Here is a 25,128-nt window from a genome sequence, read left to right as displayed (position 1 = left end):
AAGATCACGGAAATCGCGCGTTGACGCAAGGGGAGTTTGGAACTAATTCCAAACAAGGTCTGTTCATTTTTGAACAGAAGGGGAGACATGAAAAGCGCGCCGCATTTCACCTGGGACGACCTGCAGTTCTTCCTGGCCGTGGCGAGGACGGGGCAACTTTCGACCGCCGCGCGGCAATTGCGCAGCAGTCATGCGACCGTCTCGCGCCGCATCGACCGGCTGGAATTCGCCTTGAAGGTCAAGCTCTTCGAGCGCAATCCGCGCGGTTATGTGCTGACCGGCATGGGCCAGCGCTTCATCGACACGGCCGAGCGAATGGAGCAGGAAACCGAGCGCTTGCGGGCAGACCTGACGGTCGGCTCGGCGGCGCAGCGCGGCGTGGTGCGCATCAGCGCGCCGGAAGGTATTTCCAATTTCTTCTTCACCACCATGCTGCCGGAGTTCACCGCGCGCTATCCGAACATCTCGCTGGAACTGGTGACGATCCAGCAGATCATGTCGCTGTCGCGCAAGGAAGCCGATATCGTCGTCGTGCTCGACCCGCCGAAAGCCGGCCCCTACTTCACCGAGAAACTGACCGACTATCATCTGCAGGTCTATGGGTCACGGGATTATCTTGCCAGCCATCCGCCGGTCGAGAGCCGCAACGATCTGCCGGACCATGCCTTTATCGGCTATATCGAAGACATGATCTTCGCGCCCGGCCTCGACTATCTCGGCGACATCCATCCGCGCATCAAGCCGCAATTCCAGAGTTCCAGCATCTTTGCGCAATTGACGGCGACAAAGAACGGGCTGGGGCTCTGCGTGTTGCCCTTCTTCATCGCCTGCCGGCATCCTGATCTACAGATGGTGCTGCCTGGGGACCTCGACCTGAAGCGTCACTACTGGATCACCTGCCATCGCGACCTGCGCCAGTCGCCGCGCGTGCGCACCGTCATCGATTTTCTGATGGAAGCGGTGAACCGCAATGCGCCGGCCTTTCTCGGCCACGGATCGGCTTGAATATCCGATGTCAGAGACTGGGTGCCGCGAAGACCTTGCGTAAGCCGCTGGCATCGAAACCCGACCTGTCGGCGAGCTGCAGCTCCCATTCCAGCGACGAGCGCACGATCGTCTCCATGCAATTATACTTAGGCGTCCAGCCCAGCTCGCGATGGGCGAGCATGGCGTCGGCAACAACGCTGGCGGCATCGCCCGGCCGGCGTGGCGCCATGTGGATCCGGAAGGCACGGCCGTGGACGCGCATGACCATGTTCAGCACGTCCAGTACAGAATAGCCGACACCATAGCCGCAATTGGCGACAAGCGGACGACCGCCATCCCGCAGATGCCGGAGCGCCATCAGATGCGCGTCGACGAGATCGGAGACGTGGATATAGTCGCGCACGCCAGTACCATCATGCGTCGGATAATCGGTGCCGTAGATCTCCACCTGACGGCGGCGACCAAGTGCGGCCTCGCAGGCAACCTTGACCAGATGGGTGGCGCCATCGGTCGACTGGCCAGCCCTGCCCTGCGGATCGGCGCCGGCGACGTTGAAATAGCGCAGCGCCACATAGCGGAAATCGTAAGCGGTGGCGGCATCGCGCAGCATCAGCTCCGACATCAGCTTGGACTGGCCATAGGGCGTTTCCGGCAGCAAGGGCACGCCTTCCTTCACCGGCTCATCGGTGGGCTGCGAGCCATAGACGGCGGCGGTGGACGAAAAGACGAAATGACGAATGCCGGCCCTGATCGCCGCGCTCATCAGGATGCGCGTCTTGCCGGTATTGTTTTCGTAATAGCCAAGCGGGTCTTCGATCGAGGCCGGCACGATCGAGGAACCGGCAAAATGAATAATGGCCTCGATATCGTTTTCGGCAAAGATCGTCTGCAACAGGGCTTCATCGGCAACGTCGCCCAGATAGAAGCGTGCGGCCGATGGGACAGCCCAGCGAAAGCCGGTGGACAGGCGGTCGACGACCACGACGTCCTCGCCGGCATCCAGCAATTTCCAGACCATATGGCTACCGATATAACCGGCACCACCCGTCACCAACACCGTCATTCTTCGCGTCCCCGCCAAGTCTTAAGCAAGGGATATATGAGGGTTGCATTCGTGCGATTTGATTAAAAGCGCGCGCTGTACGAGCCGCTGGGAGGGGAAGTTTGTTCCTATGGTTAGGGAGGGTTTTCCGGGATTGGTGGGATTTTAGTGACCTGGGCTGTAACGCGCGAATCCTGTCGGAAACCTTGGAATTTGCGGAGAGTGTTCACCCCCCTCTGTCAGCTACGCTGACATCTCCCCCACAAGGGTGGAGATCGTTGGGAGTATGCCGCTCGTTTCTGCAAAAGCCATTAACTCAGTCTCAGCAGATGGGATGTCGGTTTGGTACGATGGAGTGCTGCGAGTTATTAATCTCCACCCCTGTGGGGGAGATGTCACGAAGTGACAGAGGGGGTGGCGGAGGTCCGGCATATTCGGAGCTTCCCTCCCGCCAAGAACCTCCTTCATCGTCGGGCCAAACCTTGCCGTCACAAACTCAAAACATACCGGCTCAACCGCTCCGCGGCATCGGTCACCTGTGCCGGATCGCGCAGGAAGCAGGCGCGCAGGAAGAGTTCGCCGCCCTGGCCGAAGGCTGTTCCCGGCGCGAGGCCAACGCCGGTCTTGTCGACGATATCGAGGGCTGTCTTGCGGCTGTCGGTGACGCCGTCGATCTTCAGAAAGGAATAGAGCGCTCCATCCGGCTTCAGCGTCTGGATGCGGTTGGTGGCGAGCAGCGCATCGCAGAGGATGTCGCGCGAGCGAGTGGCCTTGGCGATGTTGGAACGGACGAAATCATCGCCCTCGTTCAATGCTGCGACCGCACCCTTCTGCATGAACTGCGCCACGCCCGACGTCGAGTATTGCACGAGGTTTTCCATTACCTGGCCAATTTCGGCGGGCGCCACGATCCAGCCGACGCGCCAGCCGGTCATCGACCAGTTCTTCGAGAAGGAATTGACGAACATGATCTTGTCGTCGGCTTCCTTGACGTCGAGGAAGGAGGGCGCTCGGCCACCGGCATAATAGTAAAGCGCGTAGATCTCGTCGGCCATGATCCAGAGACCGTGCTCACGGGCAAGCGCCAGGATATCGGAAAGGTCCTTGTGCGTCGCCGTCCAGCCGGTCGGGTTCGACGGCGTATTGATGAACAGACCCTTGGTCCTTGGCGTGATCGCCGCCTTCAGCCGCTCGAGATCAAGCGTCCACTTACCATTCTCGAATTGCAGCGGCACGCCGACCGAGCGGGCGCCGGCGATCTCAAGCGCGGCCGCGATATTCGGCCAGGCAGGCGACAGGTAGATCATCTCATCGCCGGGCGAGGTGATCGCCTGCACCGAGAGCTGGATCGCCTGCATGCCGGAGCCGGTGACATAAAAATGCTCCATCGGCAGGGAGACGTCGAAATGCCGGGCGTAATAATCGGACAGCGCCTGACGCAGCTCCGGAATACCGCGTTGCCAAGTGTAGAAGGTTTCGCCGGCGTTGAGCGAGGCCATGGCGGCGCGATTGATGAAATCCGGCGTCGGCAAATCGCCCTCGCCGACCCAGAGCGGCAGCAGGCCGTCGCGGCCACGGGCATAATTCACGACTTCCACGATCCCACTTTCGGGTGCGGCGAGCGCGCGCGGGCTGAGGCTATTCAAGATCGACATGCAAAATCTCCGGTTTTCGCTTTCATAAAGCAGAACGCCGGACAAATCCCATGACTTTGCCTTAGCGACCGATCGATTTCCGTGATGAATGAAAAGCCCCGGCCCTTGCGAGGCCGAGGCTTAGAAAACTGAGCTGCGAAAAACGTCTTAGCGCTTGGCGAGAAGATCGCGGATTTCGGTGAGCAGCTGAACATCGGCCGGCGGCGGTGCTGCCTCGGCGACCGTTTCGTTCTTGCGCTCGACCTGGCTGCGCAGCGCGTTCACGCCCTTGACCATCAGGAAGATAATCCAGGCGAGGATCAGGAAGTTGATGAGAACGGTGATGAAGCTACCATAGGCAAGAACCGCGCCTTGCGCACGAGCCCCGGCCAGCGTCGGTGCATTGACGGCGGAGGAGAGGCCAACGAAGTAATTCGAGAAATCGAAGCCGCCGAAAATAGCGCCGACGATCGGCATGATGATATCGTCGACCAATGATTTTACGATGCCACCGAAAGCACCGCCGATGATCACGCCGACCGCGAGATCCATGACATTGCCTTTGGCGATAAATGCCTTGAATTCATTAAGCATTGACTAGTCCCCTTCGCGTTGCCGTTGAATTCATCGGCAACTATTAGCATCATCTTTTGTATTATTTTTCAATAGCGAAATGGCGCGATACTTAACGCGCGTCCGTATATCCCATGGAAATTGTTCAATTTAAGCAATTTTTAAGTGTGATCGCCAGGTTGCTTGTTCGTCAGTTGCGGGTAACGCAATTAAGCTGAGGAAACGCGTCGTCGCGTTTCGGGGTGATTCGGCTAGCGCCGGGCGCTGTTTCAGGATTTCGCCGCACCTTCCGGCATCACCCGCGAGATCAGCCCGCGAACACAATCGCAGCTCGGCGGCTGCTCGAAGAGGATGCGGTACATGATCGGCGAGATGACGTAATCCATCAGTTCGGTAAGCGTCGGAAATGGCTCGCCCCGCTTCTGCGCCCGGGCGATGAGGACGCGCAATTGCTGCTGCGTATAACCGCTGCACTTTTCCGCATTGGCCGTGTCGGGTACGGAGAGGATATCGCGGATCATCTCACGCCCAGCGCCGGAGGACATTTCGTCGGCATATTGCTCAGCCCATGCCTGCAGGTCCATGCGAACGCTACCGATCTCCGCCGGTTCCGTCTCTGGCTGCAGGCGCGAGGCGGCGACGTCGGCCAGAAGCTCCTGCAGATCGCCCCAGCGGCGATAAATCGTCGATGGCGTCACATTGGCGCGTTGCGCAATCAGCGGGATCGTCACCTCTGCACGGTCCATCGTGGCCAGCATATCGCGAACCGCTTGGTGCACCGCGGCCTGAACCCTGGCGCTGCGCCCGCCGGGGCGCGGATTTTCCCTGGAACCCATGATCTATGCCAATCTTTCCCTTTGCTGCCGGTGGCGTACAAAAAGACACTCCACTAACGCAAATTATTTGTTTTTAGCTGCACAAAACACTACATGTACCTAACGCAACTTTTTAGCTTTAAGGCAGGATATAGTCGATGACCACGATCGAATCCACCGCCAATTCGCAGAACCCGCTCGGCAGACGGTTAGCACCGCTCTTTTATGCCGCCACCAGCGCTACCTTCTTTGCCGCCTCCTCCGCGCCGACGCCGCTCTACCGCATCTATCAGCAGGCCTTCGCCTTTTCGCCGGTGCTGATCACGGTGATCTTCGCCGTCTATGCCTTTGCTCTCCTCGCCGCATTGCTGATCGTCGGCTCGATCTCCGATCACCTCGGGCGCCGGCCGGTGATCTTCGCCTCGCTCCTCCTCAATATGGTGGCGATGGTGCTGTTTTTAATGGCCGACGGGCCGAATTGGCTGATTGCCGCGCGCGTCGTGCAAGGCCTCGCCACGGGTGCTGCCGCAAGCTCCATCGGCGCCGCCCTCGTCGATCTCGATCCAGCCAAGGGCTCGGTCACCAATAGCATCGCGCCGCTGGCGGGCATGGCGATTGGTGCGCTCGGCACCAGTGCCCTGGTGCAATATGCACCCGCACCGATGTTCCTCGTCTATGCCATCGTGCTCGTCCTTCTTGTTGTGCAGGCCGCCCTGATCTGGATGATACCGGAAACGACCCGCCGCAGGGCCGGCCTTCTCGCCTCGCTCAAGCCCGACGTGACCATACCACCTCAAGCTCGCCGGACGCTGCTGGCGCTAACGCCGATCAATATCGCCGTCTGGGCCCTGGCCGGCTTTTATCTCTCGCTAATCCCATCACTGGTGAGTACCACGACAGGCAGCACCGCGCCCCTCGTCGGTGGCTCAGTGGTTGCCGCACTGACGATCAGCGCTGCAACGACTGTATTCTTGCTGCGCAAAAAACCTGCAGCAACGTCGCTGACGTTCGGGATACCCACCATGACGCTCGGCATTCTCACCATCGTTGCCGGCGTGCATACAGCTCAAGTGCCGATTCTTATCGTCGGCACGCTGATCGCCGGCGCCGGCCTTGGCACCAATTTCGTCGCCGCCGTGCGCAGCATCATGCCGCTCGCCAAGCCCGACGAACGCGCCGGCCTGCTCTCGGCCTACTATATCCAGAGCTACCTCGCCTTCAGCCTCCCCGCCATCCTGGCCGGGTTTCTATCAAAGGCCGTGGGGTATACGGAAACCACCGACATCTACGCGGTCGGCATCCTGCTGCTGGTCGGCAGCGGCGTACTGGCCTTGAGAGCGGGGTGGGAGAAGATGGCGACTTCAGCATAGGTTGCCGGGCAAATAAAAAGGGCCGTCCCCGACAGGAACGGCCCGTTATTATGCCCTGGAGAAATCGACCATCAGGCCGCCGTCTTCACGCCATACGGGTCAAACCGTCCGTAAAACGTCTCGCCCTTGCCTGCCATATCCTTGAGCAGCGCTGTCGGCGTGAAATGCGGACCGTAGGCTTTGGCCAGCGTTTCGCAGAGATTTACGAAGGCCTTGACGCCCATGCCATCGATGTAGGAGAGCGCGCCGCCGGTATAAGGGGCGAAACCGAAGCCGAGGATGGAGCCAACATCAGCTTCGCGCGGATCGGTGACGATTCCTTCCTCCATGGTGCGGGCGGCTTCCAGCGCGATGGTGGCGAGGAAACGCTGCTTCAACACGTTGACGTCGATCTCATCCGCCTTCTTCTGCGGATAGAGGTCCTTCAGGCCCGGCCATAGCGACTTCTTAGCCGGCTTCGGCGGATAGTCGTAGAAGCCCTTGGAGTTCTTCCGGCCCAGGCGCCCCTCGCCCTCCACCAGACCGCTGACCAGCTGCATGTGACGCGGGTCGACGGCTTTCTCGCCGAGATCGGCGACGGTCGCCTTGAGGATCTTCAGCGACAGGTCGATGGCGACTTCGTCGTTGAGCGCCAGCGGGCCGACCGGCATGCCTGCCATCTTGGCGGCGTTTTCGATCATGGTCGCGGGCACACCTTCGATCAGCATGTCATAGGCTTCATGGATATAGCGGAAGACGCAGCGGTTGACGAAGAAGCCGCGGGTATCGTTGACGACGATCGGCGTCTTCTTGATGGCGGCAACGTAATCCAGCGCAACAGCCAGGGCACGGTCGCCCGTTTCCTTGCCGAGGATGACTTCGGTCAGCATCATCTTCTCGACCGGCGAGAAGAAATGGACGCCGATGAAATCAGCCGGACGCTTGGAGTTCTTCGCAAGGCCGGAGATCGGCAGCGTCGAGGTGTTGGAGGCAAAGATGGCCCCGGCCGGCAGCACGGCTTCGACCGCTTCGATGACCGCCTTCTTGACGTCGCGATCCTCAAACACCGCTTCGATGACGAGATCGGCATCGCTGAGATCGGCGTAGCTGGCAGACGGCGTGATGCGGGCAAGCAGCGCCGCGCCGTCTTCCTGCGTCAGTCTTCCCTTACCTATTGCATCCTTCACCAGACCTTCGCCGACGCTCTTGCCCTTCTCCGCTGCTTCCATATCGCGGTCGATCAGCGTGACCGGGATACCGGCGGCGGCGGTGACATAGGCGATGGAGGCACCCATGAAGCCAGCGCCGACGACGCCGACTTTCTTCAGCACCGTCTTCGGCTGTCCGGCCGGGCGGCGGGCGCCCTTGCCGAGTTCCTGCATGGAGATGAACAGCGAGCGGATCATCGAATAGGCTTCGGTGGTCTGCAGCACCTGGGTGAAATAGCGCTGCTCGATCTTGAGGCCGGTGTCGAAGGGCACCTGCAGGCCCTCATAGACGCATTTGAGAATGGCGAGTGCCGCCGGGTAATTGCCCGATGTCTCGCGGCGCAGGATGGCTGGAGCCGCCGGCCAGAGCTGCGCGGCAACCGGTGTCCAGATGCCGCCGCCGGGCGCCTTGAAGCCCTTTTCGTCCCAGGGCGCCACAGGCTTCAGCCCGTCCTTGATCATCTGCTTGGCGGCCGGGATCAGCTGATCCGGCTCGACCACCTGATGTACCAGGTTCATCGCCTTGGCGCGCACCGCCGTCAGCGACTGGCCGGTGGTCATCATCTGCAGGGCCGATTGCGCGTCGGTCAGCCGCGACACACGCTGCGTGCCGCCGGCGCCGGGGAAGATGCCGACCTTGACCTCGGGCAGCGCGATCTTGACGCTTTTGGCGCTCGAGGCGACGCGGCCGTGGCAGGCGAGCGACAGCTCAAACGCGCCGCCCATGCAGGTGCCGTTGATGGCCGAGACCCACGGCTTGCCGCAAGTTTCCAACTTGCGGAACAGGCCGGTCATGCGGCCGACAAGATCGAACAGCTTCTGCGCGGCACCGGCCGGCTCCTTCGCCTTCTCATCCTGATAGAAGGAGAACATCGACTTGATCATTGAGAGATCAGCGCCGCCGGAAAAAGAAGACTTGCCGGAGGTAAAGACCACGCCCTTGACCGCCGCATCGGCAACGGTCGCGTCGATGATGGCATTCAGCTCGTCCATCACCTCGGCGGTGAAGACGTTCATCGACTTGCCGGGCATGTCCCAGGTGACGAGCGCGATGCCGTCTGCGTCGGTCTCGATGGTGAAATTTGTGTAAGCCATTGCTTTCTCCTCCCTCAGACGCGTTCGACGATCGTGGCCGTGCCCATGCCGGCGCCGATGCAGAGCGTGACCAGCGCCACGTTCAGATCGCGGCGTTCGAGCTCGTCCAGCACCGTGCCGAGGATCATCGCGCCGGTGGCACCCAGCGGATGGCCCATGGCGATGGCGCCGCCGTTGACGTTGATCTTGTCATGCGGAATCTCGAAAGCCTGCATGTAGCGCAGCACGACGGCGGCGAAGGCTTCGTTGAGCTCGAACAGATCGATATCGGCCAGCGACATGCCGGTGCGCTTCAACAGCTTCTCGGTGACGTCGACCGGGCCGGTCAGCATCAACGCCGGGTCGGAGCCGATATTGGCGAAGGCCTTGATGCGGCCGCGCGGCTTCAGCCCCATGCTATCGCCACCGGCCTTGGAGCCGAGCAAGACGGCAGCAGCGCCATCGACGATCCCCGAGGAATTGCCGGCGTGATGGACGTAGTTGATGCGTTCGATTTCCGGATGCGCCTGGATGCCGACGGCTTCGAAGCCGCCCATCTCGCCGGGCATCTGGAAGGACGGGTTGAGCGAGGCCAGTGCCTGCATGTCCGTGCCGGGACGCATATGCTCGTCCCGGTCGAGGATCGTCAGGCCGTTGATATCCTTCACCGGCACGACGGAATTCTTGAAGTAGCCCTTCTCCCAGGCATTGGCCGCCCGCTTCTGGCTCTCCACCGCATAGGCGTCGACGTCATCGCGGGAGAAGCCGTATTTGGTGGCGATCAGATCGGCGGAGACGCCCTGCGGCATGAAATAGGCCGGAAAGTTCACCGAGGGATCCATGAACCAGGCGCCGCCGGACATGCCGAGACCAACGCGCGACATGCTCTCGACACCACCGGCGATGACGATATCGTCAGCCCCTTGCGCGATCTTCGCCGCGCCGAAATTCACGGCATCGAGGCCGGAGGCGCAGAAGCGCGAGATCTGCATGCCGGGCGCCTTGGTCGAGTAGCCCGCTTCGAAGGCAGCGCTCCTCGGGATGACGGCACCGGCTTCCATGACCGGATCGACGCAACCCATGATGATGTCGTCAACCGTTCCGGTATCGAGCCCGTTGCGATCGCGGATCGCCTCCAGCGTCTTGGCGGCCAGACGGACGGACGGCACTTCGTGCAGCGATCCATCCTTCTTGCCGCGCCCGCGCGGCGTGCGAACATGGTCGTAAATGAAAACCTCAGTCATGTCTCATCTCCCTGCGGCGGTAAGCCGCCGTTCTGTTCAGAAGGCTTCCGCCGCCAGTTCCATCATCGTGTCGGCGCCAGCCTCGATGCGGGCCTTGCGCAGTGCCGTTTCCGGCAAGATGCGCTCCATGTAGAACCGCGCCGTGACAAGCTTGTTCTTCAGAAAATCCTCGCGCGCGGTATCGCCGCTTGCAAGGCCATCCTGCGCCGCCTTTGCCATCTTCGCCCACATATAGCCGAGGACAACGAGGCCGAAGAGGTGCATGTAGTCTGTCGAGCCGGCACCGGCATTGTCGGGCTTGGCCATGGCGTTCTGCATGAACCACATGGTCGCGGCCTGGGCGTCGTTCAAGCCCTTTTTCAGGTGCTTGGTGAAGAAACCCAGCTGCTCGTCGTTGCGGTTCTCCTCGCAGAAGTCGCCGATTTCCTTGAACAGGGCCATGACGGCGCGGCCGCCATTCAGCGCCAGCTTGCGGCCGACGAGATCGAGCGCCTGGATGCCATTGGCACCCTCATAGATCATGGTGATGCGGGCATCGCGAACATACTGGCTCATGCCATGCTCTTCGATATAGCCATGGCCGCCGAAGACCTGCTGCGCCATAACGGCATGATCGAAGCCCTTGTCGGTCAGAACGCCCTTGAGGATCGGCGTTGCGAGACCAAGGATATCGTCGGCCGCCTGCCGCTCCTTCTCGTCCTCAGAGCGATGAGCGATGTCGGACTTCAGTGCCGTCCACAGCAGGAAGGCACGGCCGGCCTCGTTGAAGGCGCGGATGGTCATCAGCGTGCGGCGAATATCGGGATGGACGATGATCGGATCGGCCTTCTTGTCCGGTGCCTTCGGGCCGGAGAGCGAGCGGCCCTGAATGCGGTCGCGGGCATAGGCGGCGGCGTTCTGGTAGGCGATCTCCGCAATGGACAAGCCTTGCAGGCCGACGCCGAGGCGGGCTTCGTTCATCATCACGAACATGGCGTTAAGGCCCCTGTTCTCGGCGCCGATGAGGAAGCCGGTCGCCTCGTCATAGTTCATGACGCAGGTGGCGTTGCCGTGAATGCCCATCTTGTGCTCGATCGCGCCGCAAGAGACCGGGTTGCGGGCGCCGAGCGAGCCATCTTCCTTCACCATGAATTTCGGCACGATGAACAGCGAGATGCCCTTGGTGCCTTCCGGCGCGCCTTCGATGCGAGCCAGCACCAGATGGACGATATTGCCGGTCATGTCGTGTTCGCCGGCGGAAATGAAGATCTTCTGGCCGGAAATCTTGTAGCTGCCGTCACCTTGAGGCACCGCCTTGGTGCGCAGCAGGCCGAGATCGGTGCCGCAATGCGGCTCGGTGAGGTTCATGGTGCCAGACCATGTACCCTCGACCATCTTCGGCAGGTAGGTTCGCTTCTGCTCGTCGGTTCCATGCACGAGGATCGCGGCGATCGCGCCCTGCGTCAGGCCGGGATACATCATCAGCGACATGTTGGCGGCGGAGGTATATTCGCCGACGGCGGCGTGCAGCGTATAGGGAAGCCCCTGGCCGCCGAACTCTTCCGGCACGGCAAGACCGATCCAGCCGCCTTCGCAATAGGCCTGATACCCTTGCTTGAAACCCTTCGGCGTCGAGACCGTGGCGTCGTCGTGGCGCACGCAGCCTTCCTGATCGCCGGAATAATTGAGCGGGAAAAGCACCTCTTCGGCCAGCTTGGCCGCCTCGCCGACGATCGCTTCGATCATGTCTGGGCTGGCCTCGGCAAAGCCCGGCAGATTGTTGTAGCGTTCCAGCCCAAGTACGTCGTTCAGGACGAAGAGCGTATCGGTCACTGGGGCCTTGTAGACTGGCATTTTTCGAATTCCTCCAATTCGGTGCCGGACCTCGTATTCCGGCCTTTGAGCTAGTCTTACAAAATATTGACGTTTGCGTAAACGTCAAATTTGAGTGACGGCGCGATTTTTTAAACTGAGCAATGAAGCCACGGTCGATACCGGAACATCGGGAATAAAGGCAGGATTTGTCCGGTTTGGCCACCGTCACATTTATAAGAACATGAACATATTCAATAACAAGGCCGAAATAAAAGGTTAAGATTCCGGCAAAACTTAACGGGTTGTTTACCACGTTTCATAGATTGTGCGGGATGAGCAGCGATGCTTCGCGCTTCCTTCATCAATATGGTTCTGGGAAGCGCCGTTTCGTGGCTCGATCTGAGGAAAGCCTACTAAATCATCCCTTTCCGAACGGTGGGATGCGGTCTTGCGCTAAGAACGCCAAGTCGCCCTCCCGCACAGCAAGAAGGCCCAAAGCAGGGTCGAGGCGAGCAAAAGATGAGCGGATCGCGATCAAATCCTACCGGTACGGGCGACTGGACGTCGCTGGATGCGCTCAGTCGCACCATCGAAGGACTGGAAGCACGCATCGAGGGCCTGATGGGCACGGCTGCCGCGCAGGATACGCGCCAGCGTGTTGCGGGCGGCTATGGCGCAGTGCCAGAACGCCGCGCCATGCCGGACCATGCACCCCTCCCGGAGCGGGCGCCGCGTGCCGAACGCGAAACCTATGCAAGCCGCCCCTATGAACGTCCTCTCCGTCCGGAGCGCGCCGAAGCCGAACTGCGCTCCGATCCTCTCGCCGAAATCCGCCAAAGGCAGCGTGTGCTGGAAGCGAGCCGCGAGCGCATGCATCCTCGCCGTGACGACAGCGCCATAGCCGAGCCGCCGCTTGGCCGGCGCGTCGCCGATAACACCGCTTCGCGTCAGCCGCTGCCCTCGGCACTGCGGCCCGCCGCCGAAAGCTCGGTCGATATCGCCCAGGCACTGGTCAACCTGCGCCAGGACCTGAAGCGCGATATTGCCGAAAGCGTTACCCGCGAGGTCAGCGCGCTCCGCGCGGAACTCCGCGACATCCGTGACAATACCGAAGACAAGCATTTCGCCGCCGATGTACGCGAGGACATGGCACGGCTTGCCGACAGCATCAGCCAGCTGGCCGTGCATCCGGGCCAGCCGGAGACCACCGGCCTGAAGGCGGAGTTCGACGAACTGCGCTCGCTGATGGATGGACTTGCCCGCGAAGAGTCCCTGCACCACGTCGAGCGCCAGGTTCAGGCGATCGATACCGCCGGCCTGCAGGACGAAGTGGTGTCGCTCGCCTATCGCCTCGATGACATCAAGCAACATCTCGGCAGCATGAGCGACAGCCCCGCTGTTCGGGCGCTGGAAAACAAGCTGCTGACGATCGCCACCGCCATGGAAGGCCTCGGCGGCATGATGCAGCCGCAGGATCAGGCCATGCAGCGGCTCGAAGGCCGCATCGGTGGCATCGCCGACCAGATCGACGCGATGAGCCGCGATACCGCGCGCCAACAGCCGTCCGACGATCTCTCCAACCGCCTCGAAGCGCTGACCATGCGCATCGACGACCTCGGCAACAGCAAGACCGTCGCTCGGCTGGAAGAACGCCTGGACCAGCTCTCCCACCTGATGGAGCGCTCGCAGAAAGCGGTGCCGCAGCCGGAACTCGTCAACTACCTCGCCGACATCTCGCGCAAGATCGATGCGCTCGACCACGGTTCGGTCGATCATGTGCTGGCTGAACGGCTGGACTATCTGGCGCGACGCATCGACGAGATGGAGTCCCATCCGGTACAGTCCGTGGCCGGGCTGGATGACGGTGCAGTTCGCCGGCTGGAAGGCCGCCTCTCCGATATCGCCGCGCGTCTGGAGGTCAGCACCGCCGCGCCGCCGACCGATACGCTGGCGCTGCGCCATCTCGAAGAGCAGATCGCCCATCTCTCGACATTGCTGATGAACGAACCCCGCCCCGGCACCGACCATCTGCCTGTCGATTTCGACCGGCGCATGAGCGCCATCGAAGATTACATGACGACCAATGACGAATATGTCATCGAGGCGGCCCGCCACGCGGCGGAAGCGGTCGTCGAGGCCTATTCGCGCGAAGGCAACTTCGGCAACGGCGCACATGCCTCCGACATGTCGGCGATGACGGCGCTCGCCGAGGATCTTCGCCATCTCGAAGACCTCAGCCGCAGCAGCGACGAGCGTACGCACCGCACCTTCGAGGCGCTGCACGACACTCTGCTCCAGATCGCCGACCGGCTGGATCATATGGAACATCGCCGGCCGGCGCCTCCCATGCCCGTTGCCAGCTTCGAGAATGACATTTTTGCAGAAGCCGAAGCACCACCGATAAAGCCGCCGTTGGCTGCACAGCAGCAGGCGGGTCCGATCATCCGCACTATCGCCCCGGCGGAGTCCCAGCTATCCGGAGAGACCGCGGTCGCACAGGCGATCGACGCCGCGACCAAGGCCGAGATCAAGGCTGCAGCGAAGAAAGACGGCGTGAAACCCGGTCTGCTCGCCAGCCTCGGCAAACGCTTTTTCACGCCCGAAAAGGCAGAACCGATCTTCACGCCCGACCGGCCCGTGATCGAGCCGGCGCCGTCGATCGATCCGATCGACATGATGCCGACGGAAGAAGCGAACGAACTCATCGAGCCGGGCTCGGGCGCGCCCGATATCAAGAAGATCCTGGAGCGCGTGCGCGCCAGCCAAAATGCGGCGCGCAGCGGCAATGCCAAGCAGCCGAGCGAAAACGAACGCGCGGACTATATCGCCGCCGCCCGTCGCGCAGCACAGGCCGCCGCGATGGAAGTGGACCAGACGCAGCGTTCGGCTCCCGCCGCCAAGAGCGACGACAAGAAGCGCGGCACATTCTCGCGCTTCCGCCGGCCGATCCTGCTTGCCGTCGGTGCCGCCCTGCTCGCCATCATGGCCTTCCCGCTGGTCAACACGCTGACGCGCGGCCAGAAGGCACCGACCGAGATCTCCGTACACACCTCGACGACCGACGCCGCCCAAACGCCGACATCGAACGCTCAGGCGACAGCGAGCGCGCCGGCCAGCCAGGCACCGGCGACGCAAGCCTCAACCGACAGCACCACCGGAACGGCACAGCCCTCCCCGGCTGTCGCGCCTGCGAGCGATCACCTGACCACCGCAGCGCCGCTTGACGGCAACCAGACCAGCGAGGCGCTGACGCCGGCCGGCAGTGCTGCACCCATCCAGCAGACCACAGCCTTCGTCCCCGCCGATGCCCCGGCCGCAGCAGCTCCCGCATCCGCCGCTATCACCGTGCCCGAAGGCATCCAGCCGCCGACGCTGGTCGCCGCTGCCAAGTCCGGTGATCCGGTCGCTGTCTTCGAGATCGGCGCGCGCTACACGGATGGCCGAGGCGTGACTGCCGACCTCAAGCAAGCCGCGAGCTGGTATCAGCTTGCCGCCGACAAGGGTTACGCGCCGGCGCAGTACCGGCTTGCCAGCATGTACGAGAAGGGCAACGGCCTCGACCGCGATCTGGCCAAGGCCAAGAGCTATTACGAGCAGGCCGCCAATCAGGGCAATGCCAGCGCCATGCACAACCTCGCCGTCCTCGATGCGTCAGGTACCGCAGGCCCGCAGGATTATCCGACGGCGGCGAACTGGTTCATCAAGGCCGCCAATCTCGGTATCTCCGACAGCCAGTTCAACCTTGCCATCCTCTATGCACGCGGAAACGGCGTGACGCAGGACCTGCAGGAATCCTACAAATGGTTCGCGATCGCCGCCAAGGGTGGTGACAAGGACGCAGCACAGAAGCGCGACGAAGTGGCGAACGCCATGAAGCCGGACGCGCTTGAAGGCGCCCGCGCCAAGGTTGACCTCTGGAAAGCCCAACCGATGGACGCAGGGGCCAATGGCACCAACATCCCCGAGGAATGGACGACCGGCAAGGGCGTCAACACCGCTTCGGTCGACATGAAAAAGGCCATCCGCAACATCCAGGCGATCCTCAACAACAACGGCTTCGACGCCGGTGCGCCTGATGGCTCCATGGGCGAGAAGACGGTTGCCGCGCTGAAGAGCTTCCAGAAATCGGTCGGCCTGCCGCAGGACGGCCGGGTGAGCGACAAGGTCGTCAAGGAACTGCTGGCCCGCAACAACTAGAGCGTCGCGCACTCATCCGAGCGCGGGATGCTCCAGGCTGAAAGCCTTATTTCGGATCAAGGAAGCCCTTGAGCACGCTGTCGTTGCGATGCATGACCTCAAGCAGCGTCTTGCAGGCGAAAGTCTGCTTGCCCTTGCTGTCGTTTTTCTTTCCGGCCGGCGATTGCCTGATCATGTCGTCGGCGGATTTGATTGCCTCGATGACGGTCTCGTGAAATGGCGCGCCCTCGACGCGGTCGACCCTGTGAATTCCCTCGGCATCCAGAAATGCGTCCACCTTGCTCTCGTTGAGGGTCAGGTTCGGGCAATTGGCGGCAAGGCCGGTTGCGATCCCATACTGCTTGGCGATCATCACAGACCGATCCGCTTGCGCGGCGGCGACCGATGCGACACCCATGGCGGCAACCAAGATCGAAATAGCAAGTTTTCGCAACCGAATCCCTCATGTGTTAAACTTGTGCGTGTTCGACCAATTCTAGCAACACGCCTGTGACGACAAAAAGGCCTATAGCGGCTTTACGCCGGCTTTGCATCCTGATGGAAACCGTCACACAATCGCGAAAAAAGCCACGCTAAGCTGGGATGAAGACTGCAAAAGCGGAGAGACGTCAGCGCTTTTCCTAAGGCTCTGGCAATCATTTCAGATTAGGCTCCTGTGTTTAATGGGGAATTATCCATAGGCGTCCGCTCGTTTGCGTCCGGATGTCTGCAACTGGGATCAGACCGTGACGATCTATCTGCCGATCGCAGAACTGTCCGTGAATATCTTCATTATTCTCGGCATGGGCGCAGCCGTAGGGTTTCTCTCCGGCATGTTCGGCGTCGGCGGTGGCTTTCTGATCACGCCGCTTCTGATCTTCTACAACATCCCGCCCGTCGTCGCCGTTGCCACCGGCGCCAACCAGGTCGTCGCCTCGTCGATCTCTGGCGCCATCACGCATTTCCGGCGCGGCACGCTGGATATGAAACTCGGCGGCGTGCTTCTGATCGGCGGTCTTTCGGGGGCCACTCTTGGCATCTGGATCTTCTCGCTGCTCCGGCGCCTCGGCCAGCTCGATCTCTTCATCTCGCTGCTCTATGTCGTCTTCCTCGGCACGATCGGCGGGCTGATGCTGTGGGAAAGCCTGAACGCGATGCGCCGCGCCGCCCGCAACGAGCCGGCGGCGCCCCGCCGACCGGGGCATCATAGCTGGGTGCACCGACTGCCTCTGAAGATGCGCTTCAAGAAATCGAAGATCTATCTGAGCGTCATCCCGGTGATCGGCCTCGGATTCGGCATCGGCATCCTGACGTCGGTCATGGGTGTCGGCGGCGGCTTCATCATGGTGCCGGCGATGATCTACCTGCTGCGCATCCCGACCAATGTCGTGGTCGGCACCTCGCTGTTCCAGATCATCTTCGTCACCGCCTACACCACCATCGTCCAGGCGGCGACCAACTATTCCGTCGATATCGTGCTCGCCTTCCTGCTGATGGTGGCTGGCGTTATCGGCGCGCAATACGGCGTGCGCGTCGGCCAGAAGCTGCGCGGCGAACAGCTGCGCGCCTTGCTTGGCCTGCTGGTGCTTGCGGTTGGCCTGCGCCTGGCGATCGCGCTGGTGGTCACGCCCGCCGATATCTATTCGGTCGTGCTCGAAGGGTCGGGCCGATGAGACGTTATGCCCTGATCCTCGCAGCCGGCCTCCTGCTTGCGCCATTCAACGCTGAAGCACAGGTGCTGCTCGACCAGCCGACCACCTCCACCACGGCGCGCGAGACGATGGAGATCGGCACTTCGACCAGCGAAATCGCCATCACCTCCGATTTCACCGGCGCGGACCTGACGATCTTCGGCGCACTCGGCAATACCGACCAGCTTCTTCTGGCGATCGGCCAATACGATATCGTCGTCGTGCTGGAAGGGCCGCGCGAAAATGCCACCGTGCGCAAGAAGGAGCGTGTCTTCGGCATCTGGGTCAACACCCGCTCGATGACCTTCGAGCATGTGCCGCAGGCCTATTCGCTGTCGAGCACGCGAGCCGTCGACAACATCACCGCGCCGCTCGAGCTGAACGATCGCGGTATCGGTACGGACCATATTCCGCTCATCCCGGTAGGCTTTGTCGGCAGCGGCGCCGATGTGCCGGAATTCCGGCAAGCCTTCCGGCGGCTGCAGCAATCCGGCGGCCTTTATGAAAGCGATCCGGCCGGCGTACGCTTCGTCAGCTCCAGCCTGTTCAAGGCAACGCTGAGGCTTCCGGCCAACGTGCCGAATGGCGTGCATACGGTGCGCGCCTATCTCTTCAAGAGCGGCAAGTTCCTCAGCGAAAAATCCCTGCCGCTGCGCGTCATCAAGACCGGCATAGAGCAAACCATCACCGACGCGGCGCACGGACAGCCAATCGCCTATGGCGCGTTTTCGGTGTTGCTGGCGGTGATCACCGGATGGACGGCGAGTTTCGTGTTCCGGAAGAGCTGAGCTTCTTTTGGAAGCTTGAACAGAAACCTCGTTTATGCCGCACCTCTGATACCCCCCTCACGCCCTACAGCCGCATCAAGCACTCTTCCGCGCCACCACCTCCAGATAGGCCTCCGTCAGCCGCCCAAGCACCGACGGTGTGCCCGGCGGCAGCACCTTGCCCAGGTGCCTTGCCCTCAACTCCTCCATGAAATCCTCCCAGAGCGCCGGCCCGCCATCCTCCAACAGCTCGGCACGGATCGACAGCTCTTCCGAGACTGGCAGATGCTTGCGACCCCAGGCGCCCATATGGGCGAAGAGCGGCACGAGGTCGATCGCCATTTCGGTGAGGCTGTAGATGGCCTTCTGCTTGTGGGTTGGATCGTCGTCGCGGGTCAGAAGCCCGCGCTCCACCAGCCGCTTCAGCCGATCAGCCAGGATGTTGGAGGCAATGCCCTCCTGCGAGTTATGCAAAAGCTCGCGAAAATGCCGGCGATTGCCGAACATGATGTCGCGGATGATGATCAGGCTCCAGCGGTCGCCGAGGATTTCGAGCGTCAGATTGATCGGGCAGCCAGAGCGATGAGGTGCGTCCATAAAGATCTCCAAAAAACTGCTTGCATTTTGCCATCAGTCGATCTAGCTTTCAACCGCTTGCTTTTAGCAACCAGTTTTGATTATGATGCGGTTATCACCAAGGAGGAAATCGATGAGAAAGCTTGTTGTCTGGAACCTTATGACGCTCGACGGATATTTCGAGGGAACGAAGCCCTGGGATCTGGATTTCCACATGCTCGCCTGGGGAGACGAGCTGGAGCGCTATGCGACCGATCTCGGTCAGGAAGGCGATCTCCTGATCTTCGGCCGCAAGACCTACGAGGGCATGGCGGCTTACTGGCCGAGCGCGACGGAAACACCCGATATTTCCGCCTATATGAATGGCATTGCCAAGATCGCCGCCTCGCGGACGATGGACAAGGCGGAGTGGAACAATACCCGCGTCGTTTCCGACATCGCCGCCGAAGTCAGGATACTGAAAGCAGAGCCGGGCAAGACCATGTTCGTCTTCGGCAGTGCCGAGGTGACGGATGTATTGCTGAAGGCGGGATTGGTGGACGAGATCCGCATCTGCCTCGTCCCCGTCGTTCTCGGCGCCGGCAATCCGCATTTCAAGCCGGCAGCGGAGCAGCGGCCGATGAAGCTCATCGACTCCACGCCGCTGAAGACTGGGGCGGTAATCCTGCGCTATGAGCCTGCGAAAGCGGTCTAGGCCGAGAGATTGCCGAAGCGCACCGAATAGATCCGGTCGCGGCCGAGTAGATGGGCGATGAGGCTTTCCCGGTCAAACAGGCCGGTCATGGCTTTGTGGCGCAGGTCCAGCCCACCGGTCATGACGCCGAAAGCCGGCATCAGCAGGCGGGCGCGGTCGGTGGCGAAGCACGGGCGGCGGACGGATTTCTCGCGACGGCGAACCGTCGCGGAGGGATGCAGGTGGCCGGCGATCTCCCCAGCCTGTGGGCCGCCCTTCGGCTCGTGGCGGAAGGTCAGCCCGCCATAATGCATTTCATCGACGGATTGGCCGGGCAGATCGACGGTGCCATCCGGATCGTGATTGCCGTTGATCCAGATCCATTCGCGGCCGCGCGCCATGGTGACGATCAGGCTGCGAAATTCCTCCGGCAGATGCTGCGAGCCGACGCGGTCGTGAAAGTTATCGCCGAGCGAGACGACGAGCTTCGGGTCGTAGCGGGAGATGACGGCGGCAAGCACCGTCAGCGTCGCCAGCGTATCGTAAGGCGGCAGCAACATGCCGCGCCGCGCGAAGGCCGCACCTTTTTCCAGATGCAGATCGGAGACGACGAGAATGCCGGCATCCGGCAGATAGAGCGCGCCGAGCGGATCGCAGACGGCAGCGACACCGTGAACGGCGGTCTCTACGCCCGATGCGGGCGCCGCACCGGTCGCCTGGCCATTCATCTCTCGCGCTAGCGCCAGCCGGTTCATCACCTTTAGTCTACCTTCATCACTCGTTTCGCATGATCCATGCTTTATTCCATCGCCTCGCGGATCAGATCATCCGCCGCTTCGGCCAAGAGGACATCGTGGGCCTCGCCCGGCACCGGCACCTTGCCGATTTCAAGCATCACCGGCACGGCGAGCGGCGAGATGTGGTCCAGCGCCCGGTGGGTGATATGGCCCTTGATTCGCTTCAGCATATCCCCAAGACGGCCGATATCCAAAAGTCCCGTCGCCGCATCCTGCCGTGTCGCCTGCATCAGGATATGGTCGGGCTCATGGCTGCGCAGCACGTCATAGATCAGGTCGGCCGACACCGTCACCTGCCGGCCGGTCTTTTCCTTGCCGGGATGACGACGCTCGATCAAGCCGGCAATCACGGCACAATTGCGGAAGGTGCGCTTCAGCAGGAAAGATTCATCGAGCCACGCCTCGAGATCGTCGCCGAGCATGTCCTCGTCGAAGAGATCGGAAAGGCTGAGGTGGCCGTTGGCGATCATCACGCCCAAGTCCTCAAGCCCCCAGATGCCGAGCGAATAATCAGTGGCGACGAAGCCCATCGGCTTTGCCCCTGCCCGCTCCAGCCGCCGCGTCAGCAACATGCCGAGCGTCTGGTGCGCCAGGCGACCTTCGAAGGGATAGGCGACCATGTAGGCGCGGCTGCCGCGCGGAAAGGTCTCGATCAGCAACTCGTCGCGCTTCGGCAGCATCGACTTTTCTTTTTGAATTTCCAGCCAGTCGCGCACCTGATCCGGCAAGCGACGCCATCGATCTGGATCGGCGATCATCGAGCGCACCTGATCGGCGAGATAGGTCGACAGCGGAAACTTTCCGCCGGCATAAGACGGGATTTTCGGGTCCATGGAGAAGGCCTGCGAGGCCAGGCATTCATTCTCGCGAATGCCTTCGAAGCGCAGCACCTTGCCGGAAAAGAGAAACGTGTCGCCGGGCGAAAGCTGCTCGAGAAAATATTCCTCGACCTTGCCGAGAGACGCCCCGCCTCGGCCGAGCGAGCCGAGGGCATTACGCTTCACCATGCGGATATTCAGCATCGCCTCTTCGACGATGGTGCCGAGGTTCAGGCGATATTGCTGCGCCACCTGCGGGTTGGAGACCCGCCAGCGCCCCTCCGGCGTCTTGCGGATGCGGGCATAGCGCTCGTAGGTGCGTAGCGCATAGCCGCCGGTGGCAACGAAATCGACGATGCGCTCGAAGGTCTCCCAGGAAAGATCAGCATAGGGCGAAGCGCTGCAGACCTCGTCATAGAGTTCCAGCATGTCGAACGGCTCGGCGCAGGCCATGCCGAGAATATGCTGGGCAAGCACGTCGAGCGCGCCGGCGCCGACCGGCGGCGTGTCCTGCGCGCCCACGTAATTCGCGTCGAGCGCCGCCTGGCATTCCATCACCTCGAAACGATTGGCGGGCACGAGGATTGCTTTGGAAGGCTCATCCATGCGGTGATTGGCGCGGCCGATGCGCTGTGCAAGGCGGCTCGCCCCCTTCGGCGCGCCGACATGGATAACGAGATCGACATCGCCCCAGTCAATGCCGAGATCGAGCGTCGAGGTGGCGACGACGGCGCGCAGCCGGTTGGCGGCCATGGCGGCCTCGACCTTGCGGCGCTGTCCGACATCGAGCGAGCCGTGATGCAGCGCGATCGGCAGATTGTCGTCATTGGCCGACCACAGCTCCTGAAACAGCATTTCCGCCTGCGAGCGCGTGTTGACGAAGAGAAGCGTCGTTTGATGCTCCTTCAGCTCGCGATAGATATCAGGGATGGCATATTTGGCGGAATGGCCGGACCAGGGGATGCGTTCGTCGGTCGCAAGGATCGAGATATCGGGCTTGGCGCCGCCCTCGACCATGACCAGCCCGGCATGCCGCTCAGTCCCCTCCTCCTGCGCCACCAGCCATTTCTGCAAATCCATCGGCTCGGCGACGGTAGCGGAAAGACCAATGGTTTGCACGCACGGCGCCAACTTGCGGATGCGGGCGAGACCGAGCGACAGCATGTGGCCGCGCTTCGACGTCACCAGTGAATGCAGCTCGTCGAGGATGATGTATTTCAGGTCCTTGAAGAAACGCTCGGCCTCGCGATTGGCAAGCAGCAGCGCCACCTGCTCGGGCGTCGTCAGCAGGATATCAGGCGGATTGAGTTTCTGGCGCTGGCGCTTGCCGCTCGGCGTATCGCCGGTCCGGTTTTCAACGGAGACCGGCAGGCCCATTTCCGTGACCGGCCTCATCAGATTGCGCTCGATATCAACCGCCAGCGCCTTCAGCGGCGAGATGTAGAGCGTGTGGATACCGGTGAAAGCAGAACCGGGCGGGATCTTGCCCCGGCGTGTCAGGTCCGTGAGCGACGGCAGGAAGCCAGCCAGCGTCTTACCCGCGCCCGTCGGAGCGATCAACAGCGTGCTCTCGCCGGCCTCTGCGCGGGCCAATAGTTCGAGCTGATGCGCGCGCGGCTGCCAGCCCTTTTCCGCGAACCAGCGGATAAAGGGGGCAGGCAAGGCAAGACAGCTCTCGGAATCGATCTGGTCCACGTTGCGAAAGTAGCGAGAAATCCACGAAAAAGAAGAGGCTTGACGCACACGATAATCGCGGATAAAAAATATCCACGATAGAAAAAGGGCAAGGTGATGAAACTCGGCGAAGGCGTGGAACAAGCGATACACAGCGTTGCAGTGCTCGCCGGATTGTCCGAAGGCGGCGTGCTTTCGGCGGCGGCGATTGCCGAGTTTCATGGGGTGTCTGTGAGTTATCTCTTGAAGCATCTGCAGGCGCTCTCCGGCGCCGGCATTGTCGACACTGTGCCCGGCCCCAAGGGCGGCTACCGGCTGGCGCGCCTGCCGGAAGATATCAGCCTCCTCGATATTGTCCTTGCGGTCGAAGGACCAGCGCCCGCCTTTCGCTGCGCCGAGATTCGTCAGCGTGGGCCGAACCCGCTGCCGGGCAAATATTTCACGAAACCCTGCGGCATCAGCGCGGCGATGCTGGCCGCCGAAAGGGTCTACCGCGCCGAACTGGCCAAAACCGCTATCGCCGACATTCTGGCCGACCTCGCGGAGAATGACGACGGCTCCATCGCGGCAAGAGGCTGCGCCTTCCTTGCCCTCAATGAACGCAGAACCAACCGATAGATCGAAAACCCAAGGAGAGAACCATGCATCCCCGCTTCAACTTCGCCAAAGCCTCGCCGGACTCCTACAAAGCCGTCACGGCGCTGGAAAACTTCGTCCAGACCTGCGGCCTGGAGCGCCGCTTCATTCACCTGATCAAGCTGCGCGCTTCGCAGATCAATGGCTGCGCCTATTGCGTCGACATGCATGTCAAGGAATCCCGCCACGACGGCCTCAGCGAACAATGGATCAACCTGATGTGCGTCTGGCGGGAATCGCCTGTTTATGACGCCCGCGAACGCGCTTTGCTCGGCTGGGTCGATGCGGTGACCAAGATTGCCGAAACCGGCGCGCCGGATGCGGATTTCGAAGTGCTGAAGCAGCATTTCAGCGAAGAGGAGATCGTCAAGATCACTGTTGCGATCGGCACGATCAACGTCTGGAACCGGCTTGCCGTCGGCTTCCGCGCGCAGCATCCGATCGATGCGGCAAGCAAAGCCGCCTGAGGGCAGTCTCCAAAAGCAAAAAGCGCGGGATCGAAATCCCGCGCTTTTTTATTTGTGTCGATGTCGGCGAACCGAGGCCGAAAACACTTAGGCAGCAGCCGAAGCGAAGCCTTCCGTGGAGACTTCCGAGATGGTCTTCAGAACCTGCGAAGCGATCTGGTAGGGGTCGCCCTGCGAGTTCGGGCGACGATCTTCGAGGTAGCCCTTGTAGTCGTTCTTCACGAAGGAATGCGGAACGCGGATCGAAGCACCGCGGTCGGCAACGCCGTAGCTGAACTTGTTCCACGGAGCCGTTTCGTGCTTGCCGGTCAGACGCTTGTCGTTGTCTGGGCCGTAGACGGCGATATGATCGTCGAGGTTCTTGTCGAACTGAGCCATCAGCGCTTCGAAATAGGCCTTGCCGCCAACTTCGCGCATGAACGTGGTCGAGAAGTTGCAGTGCATGCCCGAGCCATTCCAGTCGGTATCGCCGAGCGGCTTGCAATGGAACTCGATGTCGATGCCGTACTTTTCCGTCAGGCGCTGCAACAGGTAGCGGGCCATCCAGATCTGGTCGGCGGCGCGCTTGGAGCCCTTACCGAAAATCTGGAATTCCCACTGGCCCTTGGCCACTTCGGCGTTGATGCCTTCGTGGTTGATGCCGGCTTCCAGGCAAAGGTCGAGATGCTCTTCGACGATCTCGCGAGCGATATCGCCGACATTGCTGTAGCCGACGCCGGTGTAATACGGGCCCTGGGGAGCCGGGTAGCCGGCTTCCGGGAAGCCGAGCGGACGGCCGTCCTTATAGAAGAAGTATTCCTGCTCGAAGCCGAACCATGCGCCTTCATCGTCAAGGATGGTCGCGCGGCTGTTGGACGGATGCGGCGTGACGCCGTCCGGCATCATGACTTCGCACATGACCAGTGCGCCGTTGGTGCGAGCCGGGTCCGGGTAAATGGCAACAGGCTTCAGCACGCAATCCGAACTGCGGCCTTCGGCCTGCAGCGTCGACGAACCGTCAAAACCCCAGAGCGGGAGCTGCTCGAGCGTCGGGAAATCGGTGAATTCCTTGACCTGTGTCTTGCCACGCAGGTTCGGTACTGGGGTATACCCGTCGAGCCAGATATACTCGAGCTTAAATTTAGTCATTACGC

General features: G+C 61.6%; 20 protein-coding genes. 8 read left to right on the top strand and 12 right to left on the bottom strand.

What is annotated here, in order from left to right; genetic code table 11:
* The first annotated feature begins 87 nt into the window (after window positions 1–87).
* The gene (locus EX00_RS19815; protein WP_047461615.1) at window positions 88–1,005 is read left to right on the top strand and encodes a LysR family transcriptional regulator; all 918 of its coding nucleotides are present in this window, start codon (window positions 88–90) and stop codon (window positions 1,003–1,005) included.
* Between the two features lie 10 nt (window positions 1,006–1,015).
* On the opposite strand, the gene galE is transcribed toward EX00_RS19815, so the two are convergent.
* The 4 genes from galE to EX00_RS19795 form a co-directional block, all read right to left on the bottom strand.
* Entirely contained in the window at window positions 1,016–2,050 is a 1,035-nt protein-coding gene (galE, locus tag EX00_RS19810) for a UDP-glucose 4-epimerase GalE (protein ID WP_047461613.1), read from the bottom strand.
* A 467-nt stretch (window positions 2,051–2,517) separates the two neighbouring features.
* Window positions 2,518–3,684 (bottom strand): pyridoxal phosphate-dependent aminotransferase, encoded by a 1,167-nt coding sequence (locus tag EX00_RS19805; protein ID WP_047461610.1) that lies wholly within the window; start codon window positions 3,682–3,684, stop codon window positions 2,518–2,520.
* Window positions 3,685–3,831: 147 nt separating this feature from the next.
* On the bottom strand, window positions 3,832–4,257 hold the full coding sequence (mscL, locus tag EX00_RS19800; RefSeq protein ID WP_047461608.1) for a large conductance mechanosensitive channel protein MscL: 426 nt from the start codon (window positions 4,255–4,257) through the stop codon (window positions 3,832–3,834).
* A 248-nt stretch (window positions 4,258–4,505) separates the two neighbouring features.
* Window positions 4,506–5,072, bottom strand: coding sequence for a TetR/AcrR family transcriptional regulator (locus EX00_RS19795; protein ID WP_047461606.1), 567 nt, complete (start codon window positions 5,070–5,072; stop codon window positions 4,506–4,508).
* Between the two features lie 137 nt (window positions 5,073–5,209).
* On the opposite strand from EX00_RS19795, the gene EX00_RS19790 reads away from it, so the two are divergent.
* On the top strand, window positions 5,210–6,421 hold the full coding sequence (locus EX00_RS19790; protein WP_047461603.1) for an MFS transporter: 1,212 nt from the start codon (window positions 5,210–5,212) through the stop codon (window positions 6,419–6,421).
* A 71-nt stretch (window positions 6,422–6,492) separates the two neighbouring features.
* On the opposite strand, the gene EX00_RS19785 is transcribed toward EX00_RS19790, so the two are convergent.
* The 3 genes from EX00_RS19785 to EX00_RS19775 are packed head-to-tail and all read right to left on the bottom strand — an operon-like array spanning window position 6,493 to window position 11,759.
* Window positions 6,493–8,703 (bottom strand): 3-hydroxyacyl-CoA dehydrogenase NAD-binding domain-containing protein, encoded by a 2,211-nt coding sequence (locus tag EX00_RS19785; RefSeq protein ID WP_047461600.1) that lies wholly within the window; start codon window positions 8,701–8,703, stop codon window positions 6,493–6,495.
* A 14-nt stretch (window positions 8,704–8,717) separates the two neighbouring features.
* Window positions 8,718–9,926: an acetyl-CoA C-acetyltransferase gene (locus tag EX00_RS19780; RefSeq protein WP_047461596.1), complete on the bottom strand. Its 1,209-nt coding sequence runs from the start codon at window positions 9,924–9,926 to the stop codon at window positions 8,718–8,720.
* A gap of 36 nt (window positions 9,927–9,962) precedes the next feature.
* Window positions 9,963–11,759, bottom strand: a complete 1,797-nt coding sequence (locus EX00_RS19775; RefSeq protein WP_047461594.1) for an acyl-CoA dehydrogenase C-terminal domain-containing protein — start codon at window positions 11,757–11,759, stop codon at window positions 9,963–9,965.
* A 480-nt stretch (window positions 11,760–12,239) separates the two neighbouring features.
* Here EX00_RS19775 and EX00_RS19770 point away from each other — a divergent pair, with 480 nt between their 5' ends.
* Window positions 12,240–15,917, top strand: a complete 3,678-nt coding sequence (locus tag EX00_RS19770) for a peptidoglycan-binding protein (RefSeq protein ID WP_047461591.1) — start codon at window positions 12,240–12,242, stop codon at window positions 15,915–15,917.
* Window positions 15,918–15,963: 46 nt separating this feature from the next.
* Here EX00_RS19770 and EX00_RS19765 read toward each other — a convergent pair whose 3' ends face one another.
* Window positions 15,964–16,350: a hypothetical protein gene (locus EX00_RS19765; protein WP_234709058.1), complete on the bottom strand. Its 387-nt coding sequence runs from the start codon at window positions 16,348–16,350 to the stop codon at window positions 15,964–15,966.
* Window positions 16,351–16,642: 292 nt separating this feature from the next.
* Here EX00_RS19765 and EX00_RS19760 point away from each other — a divergent pair, with 292 nt between their 5' ends.
* Window positions 16,643–17,569 (top strand): sulfite exporter TauE/SafE family protein, encoded by a 927-nt coding sequence (locus EX00_RS19760; protein WP_047461901.1) that lies wholly within the window; start codon window positions 16,643–16,645, stop codon window positions 17,567–17,569.
* Window positions 17,566–18,375, top strand: coding sequence for a TIGR02186 family protein (locus EX00_RS19755; protein WP_047461588.1), 810 nt, complete (start codon window positions 17,566–17,568; stop codon window positions 18,373–18,375). The genes EX00_RS19760 and EX00_RS19755 overlap by 4 nt, the downstream gene beginning before the upstream one ends.
* 75 nt (window positions 18,376–18,450) lie before the next feature.
* Here EX00_RS19755 and EX00_RS19750 read toward each other — a convergent pair whose 3' ends face one another.
* A complete protein-coding gene (locus EX00_RS19750) occupies window positions 18,451–18,951 on the bottom strand; it encodes a winged helix-turn-helix transcriptional regulator (protein WP_047461585.1) in 501 nt (166 codons plus the stop codon).
* A 112-nt stretch (window positions 18,952–19,063) separates the two neighbouring features.
* Here EX00_RS19750 and EX00_RS19745 point away from each other — a divergent pair, with 112 nt between their 5' ends.
* Window positions 19,064–19,624 carry a dihydrofolate reductase family protein gene (locus tag EX00_RS19745; RefSeq protein WP_047461583.1) on the top strand — a complete coding sequence of 187 codons (561 nt, stop codon included), beginning with the start codon at window positions 19,064–19,066 and terminating at the stop codon, window positions 19,622–19,624.
* Here the strand turns inward: EX00_RS19745 and pdeM are convergent.
* A complete protein-coding gene (gene pdeM, locus EX00_RS19740) occupies window positions 19,621–20,358 on the bottom strand; it encodes a ligase-associated DNA damage response endonuclease PdeM (protein WP_047461580.1) in 738 nt (245 codons plus the stop codon). The two genes, EX00_RS19745 and pdeM, sit on opposite strands and share 4 nt — an antisense overlap.
* Window positions 20,359–20,402: 44 nt before the next feature.
* The gene (locus tag EX00_RS19735) at window positions 20,403–22,913 is read right to left on the bottom strand and encodes a ligase-associated DNA damage response DEXH box helicase (RefSeq protein WP_047461576.1); all 2,511 of its coding nucleotides are present in this window, start codon (window positions 22,911–22,913) and stop codon (window positions 20,403–20,405) included.
* 96 nt (window positions 22,914–23,009) lie between these two features.
* Between EX00_RS19735 and EX00_RS19730 the strand changes: the two genes are divergently transcribed.
* Both EX00_RS19730 and EX00_RS19725 read left to right on the top strand, forming a co-directional pair.
* Window positions 23,010–23,510 (top strand): RrF2 family transcriptional regulator, encoded by a 501-nt coding sequence (locus EX00_RS19730; protein WP_047461572.1) that lies wholly within the window; start codon window positions 23,010–23,012, stop codon window positions 23,508–23,510.
* 23 nt (window positions 23,511–23,533) lie between these two features.
* Window positions 23,534–23,995, top strand: coding sequence for a carboxymuconolactone decarboxylase family protein (locus EX00_RS19725; RefSeq protein WP_047461568.1), 462 nt, complete (start codon window positions 23,534–23,536; stop codon window positions 23,993–23,995).
* Window positions 23,996–24,082: 87 nt separating this feature from the next.
* On the opposite strand, the gene EX00_RS19720 is transcribed toward EX00_RS19725, so the two are convergent.
* Window positions 24,083–25,123, bottom strand: coding sequence for a glutamine synthetase beta-grasp domain-containing protein (locus EX00_RS19720; protein WP_047461564.1), 1,041 nt, complete (start codon window positions 25,121–25,123; stop codon window positions 24,083–24,085).
* Between the last annotated feature and the right edge of the window lie 5 nt (window positions 25,124–25,128).

Origin of the sequence: Martinezella rhizogenes (genome assembly GCF_000799715.1) — a bacterium.
Lineage (GTDB): Bacteria > Pseudomonadota > Alphaproteobacteria > Rhizobiales > Rhizobiaceae > Rhizobium > Rhizobium rhizogenes_C.
Note: the sequence above shows the minus strand (reverse complement) of the source record. Positions and strands in the feature narration are given on the sequence as shown.

Excerpts from the sequence above, each read along its gene's own strand:
- EX00_RS19815 (WP_047461615.1), top strand. The coding sequence starts at position 88 with ATGAAAAGCGCGCCGCATTTCACCTGGGACGACCTGCAGTTCTTCCTG.
- EX00_RS19755 (WP_047461588.1), top strand. The coding sequence starts at position 17,566 with ATGAGACGTTATGCCCTGATCCTCGCAGCCGGCCTCCTGCTTGCGCCA.
- mscL (WP_047461608.1), bottom strand. The coding sequence starts at position 4,257 with ATGCTTAATGAATTCAAGGCATTTATCGCCAAAGGCAATGTCATGGAT.
- EX00_RS19730 (WP_047461572.1), top strand. The coding sequence starts at position 23,010 with ATGAAACTCGGCGAAGGCGTGGAACAAGCGATACACAGCGTTGCAGTG.
- galE (WP_047461613.1), bottom strand. The coding sequence starts at position 2,050 with ATGACGGTGTTGGTGACGGGTGGTGCCGGTTATATCGGTAGCCATATG.
- EX00_RS19785 (WP_047461600.1), bottom strand. The coding sequence starts at position 8,703 with ATGGCTTACACAAATTTCACCATCGAGACCGACGCAGACGGCATCGCG.
- EX00_RS19795 (WP_047461606.1), bottom strand. The coding sequence starts at position 5,072 with ATGGGTTCCAGGGAAAATCCGCGCCCCGGCGGGCGCAGCGCCAGGGTT.
- EX00_RS19805 (WP_047461610.1), bottom strand. The coding sequence starts at position 3,684 with ATGTCGATCTTGAATAGCCTCAGCCCGCGCGCGCTCGCCGCACCCGAA.
- EX00_RS19790 (WP_047461603.1), top strand. The coding sequence starts at position 5,210 with ATGACCACGATCGAATCCACCGCCAATTCGCAGAACCCGCTCGGCAGA.
- pdeM (WP_047461580.1), bottom strand. The coding sequence starts at position 20,358 with ATGAACCGGCTGGCGCTAGCGCGAGAGATGAATGGCCAGGCGACCGGT.
- EX00_RS19720 (WP_047461564.1), bottom strand. The coding sequence starts at position 25,123 with ATGACTAAATTTAAGCTCGAGTATATCTGGCTCGACGGGTATACCCCA.
- EX00_RS19745 (WP_047461583.1), top strand. The coding sequence starts at position 19,064 with ATGAGAAAGCTTGTTGTCTGGAACCTTATGACGCTCGACGGATATTTC.
- EX00_RS19780 (WP_047461596.1), bottom strand. The coding sequence starts at position 9,926 with ATGACTGAGGTTTTCATTTACGACCATGTTCGCACGCCGCGCGGGCGC.
- EX00_RS19750 (WP_047461585.1), bottom strand. The coding sequence starts at position 18,951 with ATGGACGCACCTCATCGCTCTGGCTGCCCGATCAATCTGACGCTCGAA.
- EX00_RS19770 (WP_047461591.1), top strand. The coding sequence starts at position 12,240 with ATGAGCGGATCGCGATCAAATCCTACCGGTACGGGCGACTGGACGTCG.
- EX00_RS19775 (WP_047461594.1), bottom strand. The coding sequence starts at position 11,759 with ATGCCAGTCTACAAGGCCCCAGTGACCGATACGCTCTTCGTCCTGAAC.
- EX00_RS19725 (WP_047461568.1), top strand. The coding sequence starts at position 23,534 with ATGCATCCCCGCTTCAACTTCGCCAAAGCCTCGCCGGACTCCTACAAA.